Consider the following 13,466-nt stretch of genomic DNA (forward strand, 5'->3'; position numbering starts at 1 on the left):
CTCCCCCCGTGCCTCCCCCGGGGAGTGAACCTAGTGGCAGAAGGCGGTGATCGTGCCGGTCAGAACGTCGGTGAGCCGGTCGAGGGAGGCCAGGTCGACGTGCTCGGTGGCGGCGTGGGCGCCCGCGCCGTCGACGCCGAACAGCAGGCAGGGGATGCCGGCGCGGTCCAGCAACGCGCAGTCGGTCCAGAACGGCTCCGCGCGGATGATCGGCGGCGCGCCGAGGTGCGCGACGAGCGTGCGGACGATCTCGGCGTCGGGATCGGCCTCGAAGGGGTCCCTGGCGAGGCCTCGGGTGAGCGTGGCGGTGAAGTCCGGGACGGTCGCGGTGAGGTGGTCGAGGATCGTGCGCAGCTCGTCCTCGGTCTGCTGGGGTGACTCACCTGGGACCGTGCGGCGTTCGAGCGTGATCCGGCAGACCGACGGGTAGGTCGAGGCCTCCTCACCGCCGCTGATCAGCGACGCGTGGACCGTGCCGGTGCCGAGCAGGTGGTGCCGCGGGCCTTCGCGGAGGTCCTGGCCCAGCCGTTCCAGCGCCACGAGGAAGTGGCCTGCCTTGGCGATGGCGTCGATGCCGAGCTCCGGCCGCGAGCCGTGGGCCGCCCTGCCTCGGATCTCGACGTCGAACCAGACGAAGCCCTTGTGGGCCAGGGTGACTTCGAGGTGGCTGGGTTCGGTGACGATGGCGGCGTCGGCGGTGAAGTGGTCGAGCACCTCCTCCGTGCCGAAACTGCCGTGTTCCTCGTCGGCCACGCACGCAACGATGACGTCGCCGCGCAGCGGGCGCTCGGTGGCCCTGGCCGCGGCGACCATCATGGCCGCGATGCCGCCCTTCATGTCGAACGTGCCGCGGCCGAACATCTTGCCGTTCTCGACGTGCGGGTGCAGCGGGTCGCCGTTGTAGCCCGCGAGGCCGACCGTGTCGACGTGGCCGTTGAGCATCAGGGACTTCCCGCCACCGGTGCCCTTCCTGACGCCGACGAGCGAGGGTCTGCCCGGTCGTCGCTCCAGGCGGTGCACCTCGAAGTCGTGGGCGCGGAACCAGGTGGCGATGAAGTCCACTACCTCGTGTTCGCCGTTGCCGCCGGGGACGAGGTCGGGGTTCACCGAGTCGATGGAGACGAGTTGGGCCAGCAGGTCACGTGGGTTCACGGGCGTCCTTCGGTGCTGATGAGCACGACGGTGTCGAGCCGGCCGAAGTCGGCACGGATGGTACGGAGTCCGGCGAGAGATGCGGCGCCACACGGTCCTGAGTGGACGCCCAGCGCGTGGAGGTCCTTCATCGCTTGCGTGCATTCGGCTTCGGAGATGGCCACGGCGGCGTCCAGGCCGTTGCGCAGATACGGCCAGGAGGTGGCGGACGGTGTGCCGCAGTTGAGCCCGGCCATGATCGTGTCGCCGGTCGGCACGGTCCTGAGCTCGTCCGCTTCGAGGCTTGCGAGGACGCACGCGGCGCTGTCCGGTTCGACGGCGAGGAGCCTCGTGCGGGAGCCGCGGCCGCGGTAGTGCGTGATCACGGCCTGCGCGAAGGACCCGACGCCGACCGGGACGACGACCAGGCCGGGATCCCCGTCGAGCTGCTCGTCGATCTCGTGGCAGAGCGTGCCGTAGCCCTCGACGATCCAGGCAGGAACCTCCTCGTAGCCGGGCCAGCCCATGTCCTGCACGAGGACCCCGTCCGCCCCGGCGGCTTTGGCGACCGCGTCGTCGTACGTGCCCTCGACCACCGTGACCTGGGCGTTCTCGGCCCGGATCGCCTCGATCGCCGGCTCGGGCACGGTGTGCGGCACGAAGACGTGGGCGTGCTGGCCGCGCAGCCGGGCCATTCGCGCGACCGCCCTGCCGTGGTTGCCGTCGGTCGCGGTGGTGAGCGTGACCTGGTCCGATCGCCCCTCGAGAACGCGGTGAACGGCCCAGGACGCGCCGAGAGCCTTGAAAGCGGGCAGGCCGAGCCGGGAGGATTCGTCCTTGACGAACAGGCGGCCGATCCCGAGTTCCGCGGCGAGGGCCGGCAGCTCGGTCAGCGGAGTGGGCGCGTAGCCGGGCAGACCGGCGTGGAAGTCCCGCACCCCGGTGGGAGCGGGAGGGCATCGCCAGCTGCGGGCCTCCGGCCGTGAGAACTTCATGCGGGACAGCGTGCGGGTGGCCCGGATCATCGGTCCAGCGCATGTTTTCGACGTGTACCGGTGGAAGAATCCGACGAGTCGCGGGAGGAGGTGCGCGGTGAGCGACGAGGAGCTGCTCGTCGAGTTCGCCTTGACCCGCCTCGACCACCCCGGCCTCGACCTCGAGGAGGTCGCGGCGCTCGTGGTGCGGCGGGTCGGGCCGGAGCGGATGGTCGAGTTCGCCGGGCAGACCCTGGTGCACCGCGACGAGCTCAGGGGAGCGGTGTTCCCGGCGGCCGTCGAGCACGTGCTGCGTGTGGTGCTGACGTTGCGCGGGCCGCGCGACTAGCGGCACGCCGAGCGCTTCGGGCGTCGCAGTCCGAAGTGGAGCGCCGTTCGAACCGGCTCCACCGCGACTCGAGCGCGGCTCCAGGCACGACCGTCCATTTTTGTCGGTGGTCCCCGGTAACGTCCCCTCCATGAGTGCTGCTGGGGATCGGATTCAGGAGCTCGCCGGCCGGATCGTCGAGCTGCGTGACGCGTACTACCAGGGTGAGCCGCTGGTGGCGGACGCGGAGTACGACGCGATCGAGGACGAGTTCCGCGGCCTGGTCGCGAAGCACCCGGAGCTCGCGCCGGAGGACAACCCGCTGGACCACGTGGGCGCGCCGTCGGTGCTGCACGCGCCGGTGCGGCACTCGCGGCCGATGCTGTCCCTGGAGAAGGCGAACAAACCCGAGCAGGTCGAGTCGTTCTTCGCGCGGTTCCCCGGCCAGCCCGTGGTCGTCATGCCGAAGCTCGACGGCCTGTCGCTGGCGCTGGTGTACGAGAACGGGCGCCTTGCGCGCGCGGTCACCCGAGGCGACGGCACGACGGGCGACGACGTCACGTTCCTGACGCGCGCGTTGTGCGACGGCGTGCCGGACAAGGTCGAGGCGCCGGGGCGGGTCGAGGTGCGCGGCGAGTGCGTGATGCTGCGCTCGACGTTCGACACGTACAACGCGGCGCACCCGGACAAGCCGCTGATCAACCCGCGCAACGCGGCCGCGGGCACGTTGCGCGCGAAGGACCCGAAGGCGGTCGAGGGCCGGCGCATGCAGTTCTTCGCGTTCGACCTGACGACCGAGCCGGAGAGCGCCGACTCCGACCTCGACGCGGGCCTGCGCAAGCTGGGGTTCAGCGTCGCGGAGATGAAGCACTGCTCCACCGCGGCCGAGGCGCAGGAGCTGATCAGCGGCATCGAGCAGGCCCGCAACACGCTCGACTACGACCTCGACGGCGCCGTGCTGCGCCTGGCGAACCGCGACGCGTTCGCCGCCGCGGGCACCCGTTCGTCGTCGCCGCGCGGTGCCATCGCGTACAAGTTCGCCGCCGAGGAGAAGACGACGGTGCTCAAGGACGTCGTGTGGGACGTGGGCAAGACCGGCAAGATCGCCCCGGTCGCGTGGCTCGAGCCCGTGTTCGTCGGCGGCACGACCGTCACCCGCGCGACGCTGGCCAACCAGGAGGTCATCCGCTCGCGCGGCATCAAGATCGGCGACACCGTCCTGGTCCGCCGCGCCGGCGACGTGATCCCGTTCGTCGCGGGCGTGCTCGACGAGTCGAAGCGCACCGGCGCCGAGCAGGAGATCGTCCCGCCGTCGGAGTGCCCGTCCTGCGCCCAGCCGCTGACCGAGCAGGGCAACAGCCGCGAGCTGTTCTGCACGAACTCGGCCTGCCCGGCCCAGACCGTGCGCCGCCTGATCCACTGGTCGTCCCGCGCCGCCGCCGACATCGACGCCATCGGCCAGGTGTGGATCGAGCGCCTCGCCGAGACGGGCGACCTGGTGAACCCCTCCGACTTCTACACGCTCACCAAGGAACGCCTGCTGGAGTTCGACCGGGTGGGCGAGGTCTCCGCGACCCGCATGATCGAGTCCATCGACCGCAGCCGCTCCGTGGGCCTGCGCCGCGCGTTGATCGGCCTGTCGATCCCGATGGCCTCCGAAGGCACCGCGGCCCGCCTGTGCCGCGCGGGCTTCGGCTCCCTGGAGGCCGTCGCCGACGCGGGCGTCGAGAAGCTCGTGGCCGTGGAGGACATCGGCCAGAAGGTCGCCGAGTCGATCAACTTCCACCTGGCCCGCCTGCGCCCGGAGATCGAACGCCTGCGGGAACGCGGCGTCTCCCTGGAGGTGCGGGAGGAGGACCTGCCCCCGGTGGTGGTCGCCGGCGCACCCCTGGAGGGCAAGTCCGTCGTGATCACGGGCTCCATCAGCGACCCGCGATCCGGCGAGAAGGTCACCCGCCCGACGTTCCAGAAGATGTGCGAACGGGCCGGCGCCACCGCCGCCTCGTCGGTGTCGGCCACCACCGACCTGCTCATCACGGGCGAGGGCGTCGGCGCCGGCAAGCTCACGAAGGCGGAGAAGCTCGGCGTCGAGGTGGTCGACCAGGGCGAGATCTGGGCGAAGCTGATCGCCGCCGGAGTCGCCTGACCCCACGAACGCGGGAAGCCCCCACGCTGCCTGGGGGAGGACGGCAGCCTGGGGGCGAGTAGAGGTGGTCGGTGCGGCGGTCGCCTCTCGGCGGTGTGCGCGACGCGGCTCCGGGTGAACGGTGTTCCGCGAGGGCTGTTGTGTTGGGGCCTGGGGACTCGTTCGGCGCCGACCGTCCTGTGCAACGGTGCGGGGTTCCGTTGTGTTTCCTGGTGATCTGTGTGCTCGGTCACCGGGTGTTGTTGCTGTGCAAGGGGATGCTGAGAAGGGAAGGCCCTCGGGACGTCTGGGGGGTGTACGGCCCGAGGGCGTGGCGTGTGGGTGGTGCGGCGGCCGTCCTTCGGCGATAGGCGCGGGGGAGCGTTGTGCCGCAACGGCGTTGGTGTTGCGGTGCCACAGGTTGCTGGAGAGGGAAAGCCCTCGGACCGTCTGGGGGTGTACGGCCCGAGGGCGTGGCGTGTGGGTGGTGCGGCGGTCGCCTTGCGGCGATAGGTGCGCGCAGGTTCCGGGTGTGCGGCGTTCCGCACGGGCCCTGGTGTGCGGTGTAACGGTATTGCTCGGGTAGGGAACGCCCTCGGGCAGTGTCGGGGTGTACGGCCCGAGGGCGTGGCTTGTGTGGTGCTGCGGTCACCTTTCGGTGATGCACGCGGGCGAGCGGTGTGCCGCAACGACGTTGATGTCGCGGTCCCAGGTGTTGCTGGAGAGGGAAGGCCCTCGGGTCGTCTGGGGGGTGTACGGCCCGAGGGCGTGGTCTGCAGGTCGGTGCGGCGGTCGCCTCTCGGCGGTGGGCACGACGCGGCTCCTGCCGGACGGTGTTCCGCGAAGGCTGTTCTGTTGGGGCCCGGGGACTCGTTCCGCACCGACCAACTCTTACAACGGCGCGGGGATCTGTTGTGTTCCAGGAGGATCTGTGTGGCCGGTCACCGTCGGTCAAGACGAAGGCCTTGTGGGACAAAGAACAGGTGGTCGGCGCGGCAGGAGAGGTCCGCGCCGACCGGACGCCCGAGAGCCGGGCGGCGGGGGGGAGTGGCGGGTCGCGGGGGGGGACGGGAGGCCGATGCGATCGGTCGCCTCTCGGCGAGTTGCTCGACGCGGTACCAGCTGTGCGGTCTTCCGCGAAGGCGATGAGGTGAGGCCCGGGGGGACACGGACCGCACCGACCAACCTGTACAACGGCCGCGGTGCCCGGCGTGTTTCCGGACGGGCTGTGGGGTCGCTCACCGCTGTGCCGGGAGCTCGCACGGAACGCGCGGTCCACCCGGCGCGTCCGCGCGAACGTCGGCGCGTTCCTGCGCCCCAACTCGGAGCGACTCGAAACGCGGCAGGGCCACCGGGGACCGCACGATGTCGCGCGGCATTGACCCGGTGGCCCTGCCCCGAGTTCGCCAAGAGCGCTCGACGAACTCGGAAAGGTGTCGCAGTAGCGTTGTGCGTCAGTAGAAGCAGCCCGTGCGGGGCAGCGACGACGGCGCCGGCGGCGTCCGTCCGTCGTACACGGCGAGCAGGAAGTTCTGCGGGCAGTAGGACGTCCCGCTGATCTTGATCGCGATGTGCAGGTGCGGGCCCGTCGAGTTGCCGGTGTTGCCGGTCGTGCCGACTCGGTCACCGGCCTTGACGGCGGCGCCGTTCGAGACCGACCACGACGAGAAGTGGCAGTAGATGTAGTCGACGCCGCTCTTGACGATCCGCAGGCCGTTGCCGCAGCCGTTGGGCTCGTTGATGCGGTAGGCGGTGCCGGTGACCATCGCGTACGCCGGCTTGCTGTTCACCGGCAGGTCGATGGCGGGGTAGTCGTGGTGCGGGTCGTCGTACTCGCTGCGCGGCAGGGCGCTCTTGGCCAGCGGCAGGCTGTAGGTGCCGCCGCCACCGCCGCCGGAGCCCGATCCGCCGACCAGGGTCTGCCACGTGTTCGGGCCGACGATGCCGTCCGCGGTCAGGCTCTTCGAACGCTGGAACGCGACGGCGGCGTTGTGGGTGCCGCTGCCGAAGTCGCCGTCCTCGTCCAGGCCGTAGCCGTAGCGGTTGAGCTGCACCTGGGCGGCGCGCACGGCGTTGCTGTTGTTGCCCTGCTTGACGCTGACGATCAGCTTCGGCCAGGTGTTGGGGCCGATCTGGCCGTCCGCCGACAGGCCGTTGGCGCTCTGGAACTGCTTGACCGCCGTCTCGGTGGCCGGGCCGAAGTCGCCGTCGGCGCTGATGTTGTAGCCGCGGTGGCGCAGCAGGTGCTGGGCGGTCAGCACGGTCGCGCCGTTCTGGCCCTCCTTGACGTTCGGCCACGCCGGCAGCGCCGCCTGGGCGGGGCTGACGACTCCTATCAGAACCCCGAACGAGATCAGGGCGGCAACGAGGATTCTCATGGCCTGCACGCTAGGAACGCACCGCCGACGGGCGCCCTAGTCGTGAGACCAGTTGTGTGCGGTCACGGCAGCCGAACTTCCTCAGCAGGTTCGACACGTGGTACTTCACCGCGCTCACGGTGATGAACATGGCCGCGGCGATCTCCGCGTTCTCCCGCCCCTCGGCGACCAGCCGCAACGTCTCCCGCTCGCGGACGGTCAGCGACGCCGGTGGCGGGCCGGGCAGCAGCGAGGGCACGAGCCGCGGCGACACCCAGCCGCCGAACCGGTGCACGTCGTGGACCGCCCGCACGATGTCCTCCGGCGGGTCGTCGGCGAGCACGAGCCCGGTCACCCCCAGCCGCACCAGGCCTTCCACGGCGTCGAACGACGGCAGCACCGCGACGGTCCGCGGCCCGGTGGCCCGCGCGGCGTCCGCCACGGTCACGTCGGCGGGAGCGCCTGGGCGAGCCCACGGAACGGAGGAGAGGCCGGCCGAGATCCGGTCGGCCAGCGAAGCGTTGCACAGCGACAGCGAGACGAGGATGGTTCGCACATCCCGGAACAGTCGGCACAGGGCCGTATTTCCGCGTATCTGCTGCGTATAACGCCAGGTCGTTGTTACCGTTCCGCCGATCACGGGGGAGGGTGCGTGCGGTTCCGGGTGCTCGGTCCGATCGTCGTCGCGGCCGGCGAGGAGGAGACCCCGTTGCGGTCGGCGAAGCAGCGGATCCTGCTCGCGATGCTGGTGCGGCACGCCAACACGCCGGTCTCCCCGCACCGGCTGATCGAGACGCTGTGGGAGGTTCCGCCCGCCTCCGCGCAGGAGAACGTCCGGCTGTACGTGTACCAGCTCAAGCGCACTCTCGGCCTCGGCGACCGGATCACGCGCGAGCCGGGCGGGTACGCGCTCGCGGTCGAACCCGGTGAGCTCGACGCGGACCTGTTCGACCAGTTGGCCGCGGACGGCGAACGGGCCCTCGCGGACGGCGACCCGCACAAGGCCGCCGATCTGCTCGCCGAGGCGCTCGGCCTGTGGCGCGGTCCCGCCTACCCCGACCTGCCCGGCCAGTACGCCGCGCGGCTGGAGGAGGCCCGGCTGCGTGCCGTGGAGGCGCGTGCCGCGGCCGAACTGGCACTGGGCCGGCACGCCGGGGTCATCGGCTGGCTGGCCGAGCTGGCCGAGGCGAACCCGTACCGGGAGCCGTTGCACGCCAGGCTGATGACCGCCCTCTACGGCGCGTCCCGCCAGGCGGAGGCGCTGGAGGTGTTCCGGCGGGCCCGCGAACGGCTCGTGGACGACCTCGGCATCGAGCCCGGCGCCGAGCTGCGCGGCCTGCACGAGACGATGCTGCAGGGCGCGCCACCGCCGGAGCCCGCGCCGCCGAGACCCGGCCGTGCGGCCTGCCCGTACCGCGGCCTGATGGCCTACCAGCCGGAGCACCACCCGTGGTTCTTCGGCCGCGACCACCTCGTCGACCTGGTCACGCGCCGGATCGACCGCCACCCCGTCGTCGGCGTGTTCGGCGCGTCCGGCAGCGGCAAGTCCTCGTTGCTGCGGGCCGGTGTCGTCGGCGGGCTCGGCGCGACCTGGCGGCCGGTCGTCATCACGCCGGGCGCGCATCCGATGGCCGCGCTCACGAACGCCCTCGCGGCGTTCACCGGCAAGCGGCCCGACCTCGGCGCGGACCCGGCGGCGTTCGACGTCGAGGTGCGCAACGCACTCGCCAACGGCCCGGACGACGTCCGCCTGCTGCTCGTCGTGGACCAGCTGGAAGAGCTGTTCACGTTGTGCGCCGACGAAAGCGAGCGCTCGCAGTTCATCGGGGTGCTGCTGGACGCCGCCCAGGGGCCGCACCGCCGCACTCGGGTCGTGCTGGGCGTCCGGGCCGACTTCCTCGCCCACGTCACGCAGCACGCCGGTCTGGTGAAGGCGCTGGCGGACGAGGCGACAGTCCTGGTCGGGCCGCCCTCGGGCGCGGACCTGCGCGACATCGTGCTGCGCCCCGCCTCGATGAGCGGGTTGTCCGTCGCCCCCGACCTGCTCGCGACCGTGCTCGCCGACGTGGACGCCGAACCGGGCGCGCTTCCGCTGCTGTCCCACGCGCTCGTCGAGACGTGGCAGCGCTCGGGCACCGAGCTGACCCTGGCCGCCTACCGGGCCGGTGGCGGGGTCCGCGGGGCGATCGCGCAGACCGCCGAACGCGCCCACGCCGACCTCGCGGACGCCGAACAGCGGGCCATGCGCCGGATCCTGGTGCGGCTCACCGCGCTCGGCGACGGCACCGAGGACACCCGCCGACCGATCCGCCGCGCCGAGCTCGACGGCGTCGCCGAGCACCACGTGATCGACGGCGTGCTCGGCCGTCTGGTCACCGAGCGGCTGGTCGTGGTGGACGAGGGCACCGCCGAGATCGCGCACGAAGCGCTGATCCGGGCGTGGCCCCGGCTGCAGCGCTGGCTGTCCGACGACCGCTCGACGCTGCTGGTGCACCGCAGGCTGACGGCCGCCGCCCACACGTGGAGCGAGCTGGACCGCGACGAGGGCGCGCTCTACCGGGGCGCCCAGCTGCTCAGCGCGTCGGCCTGGGCGCAGGACCACCCCGGCGAGCTGAACGCGGCGGAGGAGGCGTTCCTCCGGGCGAGCCGCGAGCGCGACGAGGCCGAGCAGGTGGCGGTGAAGCGCCGCAACCGGCTCCTCACCAGGCTCGTCTCGATCATGGGCGTGCTGCTCCTGCTCGCCGCGGGCGGGGGCGGCGTCGCGTGGTGGCAGTCGCGGGAAGCCCAGCTGCGGCAACGGATCGAGCAGGCGCACCAGATCGCGCTGTCCGCGCGTGGCCTCGTCGACACCGCACCCGACCTCGCTGGACCGCTCGCCATGTCGGCCTACCGGCTGCACGCGGACGGCGACACCCGAGGCGCACTGCTGAGCACCGCCTCCGCGCCGCGCCGGCGCATCGAGCTGAACGCCGACGGCCCGCCCGTGCTCGACGTGAGCGTGTCACACCGGGGTGACGTGATCGCGACGGCCGACCGGGACGGCCACGTCACGCTGTGGGAGCCGCGGACCCGGTCGCGCAAGCTGCTGCTCGCGGACCACAACGCGTTCACCGACGGCGGCTACGCCAGGCAGGCCGAGTTCAGCGCCGACGACAGGTTCCTCGCGTCGAACGCGTCGCTGCCCGCGCTGGGCGGGAGCCGTGGCGACGTGGTGGTGTGGGACCTCGGGACCGGGAAGGCCGTGTTCTCCCGCCAGTTCGACGTGATCACCGCCGGGCTCGCGTTCCACCCGGCCGGGACGTCGTTCGCGGTCGGCGTCGCCGGTGGGGCCGTCGAGGTCTGGGACGTCGCCGCCCGGACCAGCCGGACCTTCCGGGGGCACACCGGGGAGGTGGACGCGCTCGCGTTCAGCCCGGACGGGTCGCTGCTCGTCACCGCGAACGGGGAGGAGCACCCGCTGGTGTGGGACGTCGCTTCCGGCGCCCGGATCGGCGAGATCCCGTCCCTGGAGGTCAGCAACGTCGTCTTCGACGGCACGAGGATCGGCACCGCGACGTTGCGCGACGGGGTGAAGTTCTGGGACGTGAGCGGAAAGCTGCTGTCCGAACTGCCGAAGCAGGGCGCCTACGCGTGGGAGGCCTCGGAGCCGGTGGGCGGCCGCATGGCGGTGGCGGACGAGGACGGGCTCATCACCATCTGGGACGTCCGGACCGGTCGCCCGATCACGACCTACCGCGACCGCGGCCGCACCGAGTCGAGGGCGATCGCCCTGGGACGTGACGGCACCCTGCTCGTCTCCGGGGGCTACGGCCGGATCGTGGCGGTGCGCGAGGACGCCGTGCCGCCGTTCACCGGGCATTCCGGCGGCATCAACGACATCGACGTGTCCCACGGCACGGTCGCGTCCGCCGGTGACGACACGACCGTGCGGCTGTGGAACCTCGACGGCACCGCACTGGCCACTTTGGACGGTCATTCCGACCGGGTGGAGTCCGTGTCGTTCAGCCCGGACGGCACCCGGCTGGCCGCGCTGACCCGCGACCACACCATCTCGATCTGGGACGTGGCTCGGCGGGAGCGGCTGTCGTCGTTGTCCTACAGCGGCCTGGGGGCGTCGACCGACATCGCCTTCCAGCCGGACGGGCGCGGCATCGTCACGGCCTCGCTCGGCCGGTTCCGGTGGAGCCTGCCGGAACTGGCGCAGGGCGCGTTCTCCGGTGGGCCGCACATCGCGAGCGCCGTCGAGTTCACCCCGGACGGCCGCCTGCTGGTCTCCACCGACCCGGCCGGCGGCGCAATGTTGTGGGACCTGGCCCGCGACAGGCTGGAACGGCGGGTCAGCACGGGCCAGGGCGATGTGCGCGACGTCGCGGTCAGCCCGGACGGCACCCGGTTCGCGACGGCGGGCGCCAACCGGACGGTGAAGGTCTGGGACGTGGCCACCGGCGCCGAACTGATGACGCTGACCGGCCACTCCGCGCCCGTGGTCGCGCTGGCCTTCAGCCCGTCCGGCACCGCGCTGGCATCCGGGGGAGAGGACGACGCGGTCGTCGTGTGGGACCTGGGCACCCGCTCCGGCACCACGCTGACCGGGCACACCGGTCCGGTGCAGGCCGTGGCGTTCACGCGGGAGGACGAGCTGGTGACCGGCGCCAACGACGCGCGGATCATCCGCTGGTCGCTGTCCGTCGCGGACGCCGAGAACCGGATCTGCGCGGAGGCCTACCCGCGCTCGGAGGTCTGCGGGACCACCAGGCCCGACTCGTAGGCGATCACCACGAGCTGGGCCCGATCCCGGGCGTGCAGCTTCGTCATCGCGCGGTTGACGTGGGTCTTCGCGGTGAGCGGGCTGATCACCATGCTCGCGGCGATCTCGTCGTTCGACAGGCCGCGGGCGACCAGCACGACGGCTTCGCGTTCCCTGGTGGTGAGGTCGGCGAGGCTCAGTTCCCGCCGCGGCGGCTGGCTCACGTACCGGTCGATCAGCCTGCGGGTGATCGACGGGGCCAGGAGGGCGTCGCCGCGGGCCGCGACCCGGACGGCGTGCAGGAAGTCCTCCGGCTCCACGTCCTTGACGAGGAACCCGGCCGCGCCCGCCTTCAGGGCGTGGAAGACGTACTCGTCCAGGCCGTAGTTGGTGAGGATCACGACGTGAGTGCCGGCCAGGGACGGATCGGCGGCGATGTGCCTGGTGGCCTCGATGCCGTCCATCTCCGGCATCTGGATGTCGATCAGGGCGATGTCCGGGAGGTGTTCGCGGGCCTGGTCGAGGCCTTCCCGGCCGGTCCCGGCCTCGGCGACGACCTCGATGTCGTCCTCGGCTTCCAGCAACGCGCGGAAACCGCGGCGCATCAGCGGCTGGTCGTCGACCAGCAGGACGCGGATCACGGCTGTACCACGGGAAGTTCGGCCTGCACGCGGAAACCGCCCTCAGTCCGGGGCGCCGCCTGGAGGTGGCCGCCCAGCGCGGTGACGCGTTCGCGCATGCCGAGCAGCCCGACGCCCGGCGCGGTGGTCCCCGGTGCCGCCGTGCCGTCGTCGTCCACCTCGATGACCACGGTGTCCTCGCGGTAGCCGATGTGGATCCGCGCGCTCGCGGCGGCGGCGTGGCGGGCGATGTTCGTGAGCGACTCCTGCACGATCCGGTACGCCGTGCGCTCCACGGCCGCCGGCACGTCGTCGTGGCGGCCTTCGATCGTGAGCCTGGCGTCCAGGCCGGTGGCCCTGGCGCGTTCGACGAGCTCGGGGACGTCCTTGATGCTGTGCGGCGGGTTCTTGCCGTCGTCCCGCAGGGCTTCGAGCGTGGCGCGCAGCTCCCTGGACGCCTCCCGGCCCGCGTCGCGGATGACCAGGAGAGGTTCGGGCACGTCCTCGCCGCGCTTGCGGGCGAGGTGGACGGCGACCTCGGCCTGCAGCTTGATCACCGAGATCTGGTGGGTGAGCGAGTCGTGCAGCTCGCGGGCGATGTGCAGGCGTTCCTCGCCGGCCCGCCTGCGCGCCGCCTCCTCCTTGGTGCGCTCGGCCTCGTCGGCTCGCCGCTCGGCCTGCCTCAGCGCCTCGCCCGCGGCCGCGGCGGCGATCAGCCACGCGATCTGCAGGACGTCGCGGGTCTGCGCGAACGCCTCGTACGTGGTGAGGTCGCGCGGCGAGGCGAGGGCGGCGAGGGGGAGCGTGGCGAGCATCAGGACGGAGCCGGCGAGCGTGAACATGCGGTGGCCCGCCCGCATCGCCGAGTAGACGGCGAACAGGAAGGCGATCACCGGCACGTCCGCGCCGGTGGCCTGGTAGCCGAGCGCGAGGAGTCCGGTCGCCGCGAGCACGGCTCTGGGCGCTCGTTGGCGCGCGATGAGCGCCAGGCCGCTCGCGGCGAGCAGCGCGTAGCCCGGACCGGTGGCGGGGTGGCCCGCCACGACGAGACTCGTCGCGACCCCCGCGGCGATCACCCAGTCCAGCCAGCGCTTGCTCATCCGTGCACCTTAATCCCCCGTTCGCGCTGGTAGATCCTTCAGCGGCGGCATTGTCGGACTACTGCGCCCGCGGTACAGCGGTGT

General features: G+C 72.1%; 9 protein-coding genes. 3 read left to right on the top strand and 6 right to left on the bottom strand.

Going from position 1 to position 13,466, the window contains the following annotated elements; genetic code table 11:
- Positions 1-30: 30 nt before the first annotated feature.
- Together ORI60_RS22520 and ORI60_RS22525 are read right to left on the bottom strand one after the other, a co-directional pair.
- The gene (locus ORI60_RS22520; RefSeq protein ID WP_266039823.1) at positions 31-1,152 is read right to left on the bottom strand and encodes an ArgE/DapE family deacylase; all 1,122 of its coding nucleotides are present in this window, start codon (positions 1,150-1,152) and stop codon (positions 31-33) included.
- Positions 1,149-2,126 carry a pyridoxal-phosphate dependent enzyme gene (locus ORI60_RS22525; protein WP_266039824.1) on the bottom strand — a complete coding sequence of 326 codons (978 nt, stop codon included), beginning with the start codon at positions 2,124-2,126 and terminating at the stop codon, positions 1,149-1,151. The genes ORI60_RS22520 and ORI60_RS22525 overlap by 4 nt, the downstream gene beginning before the upstream one ends.
- Before the next feature lie 97 nt (positions 2,127-2,223).
- On the opposite strand from ORI60_RS22525, the gene ORI60_RS22530 reads away from it, so the two are divergent.
- Together ORI60_RS22530 and ligA are read left to right on the top strand one after the other, a co-directional pair.
- A complete protein-coding gene (locus ORI60_RS22530; protein ID WP_266039825.1) occupies positions 2,224-2,454 on the top strand; it encodes a hypothetical protein in 231 nt (76 codons plus the stop codon).
- A gap of 130 nt (positions 2,455-2,584) precedes the next feature.
- Entirely contained in the window at positions 2,585-4,579 is a 1,995-nt protein-coding gene (gene ligA, locus ORI60_RS22535) for an NAD-dependent DNA ligase LigA (protein ID WP_266039826.1), read from the top strand.
- Positions 4,580-6,012: 1,433 nt separating this feature from the next.
- Here the strand turns inward: ligA and ORI60_RS22540 are convergent.
- Positions 6,013-6,936: a peptidoglycan-binding protein gene (locus ORI60_RS22540; protein WP_266039827.1), complete on the bottom strand. Its 924-nt coding sequence runs from the start codon at positions 6,934-6,936 to the stop codon at positions 6,013-6,015.
- Positions 6,937-6,946: 10 nt separating this feature from the next.
- Positions 6,947-7,471, bottom strand: a complete 525-nt coding sequence (locus ORI60_RS22545; RefSeq protein ID WP_266039829.1) for a helix-turn-helix transcriptional regulator — start codon at positions 7,469-7,471, stop codon at positions 6,947-6,949.
- 96 nt (positions 7,472-7,567) lie between these two features.
- Here ORI60_RS22545 and ORI60_RS22550 point away from each other — a divergent pair, with 96 nt between their 5' ends.
- The gene (locus ORI60_RS22550; RefSeq protein ID WP_266039831.1) at positions 7,568-11,683 is read left to right on the top strand and encodes a BTAD domain-containing putative transcriptional regulator; all 4,116 of its coding nucleotides are present in this window, start codon (positions 7,568-7,570) and stop codon (positions 11,681-11,683) included.
- Here ORI60_RS22550 and ORI60_RS22555 read toward each other — a convergent pair.
- Both ORI60_RS22555 and ORI60_RS22560 read right to left on the bottom strand, forming a co-directional pair.
- Positions 11,638-12,303 carry a response regulator gene (locus ORI60_RS22555; RefSeq protein ID WP_266039832.1) on the bottom strand — a complete coding sequence of 222 codons (666 nt, stop codon included), beginning with the start codon at positions 12,301-12,303 and terminating at the stop codon, positions 11,638-11,640. The two genes, ORI60_RS22550 and ORI60_RS22555, sit on opposite strands and share 46 nt — an antisense overlap.
- Complete coding sequence (locus ORI60_RS22560) at positions 12,300-13,382, bottom strand: sensor histidine kinase (RefSeq protein ID WP_266039833.1); 1,083 nt, start codon at positions 13,380-13,382, stop codon at positions 12,300-12,302. The genes ORI60_RS22555 and ORI60_RS22560 overlap by 4 nt, the downstream gene beginning before the upstream one ends.
- Positions 13,383-13,466 lie beyond the last annotated feature (84 nt).

This window comes from Lentzea sp. NEAU-D7 (assembly GCF_026242055.1).
GTDB lineage: Bacteria > Actinomycetota > Actinomycetes > Mycobacteriales > Pseudonocardiaceae > Lentzea.

Bases quoted from the DNA above. Each gene is read 5' to 3' on its own strand.
- ligA (WP_266039826.1), top strand. From the start codon at position 2,585: ATGAGTGCTGCTGGGGATCGGATTCAGGAGCTCGCCGGCCGGATCGTC.
- ORI60_RS22540 (WP_266039827.1), bottom strand. From the start codon at position 6,936: ATGAGAATCCTCGTTGCCGCCCTGATCTCGTTCGGGGTTCTGATAGGA.
- ORI60_RS22560 (WP_266039833.1), bottom strand. From the start codon at position 13,382: ATGAGCAAGCGCTGGCTGGACTGGGTGATCGCCGCGGGGGTCGCGACG.
- ORI60_RS22525 (WP_266039824.1), bottom strand. From the start codon at position 2,126: ATGAAGTTCTCACGGCCGGAGGCCCGCAGCTGGCGATGCCCTCCCGCT.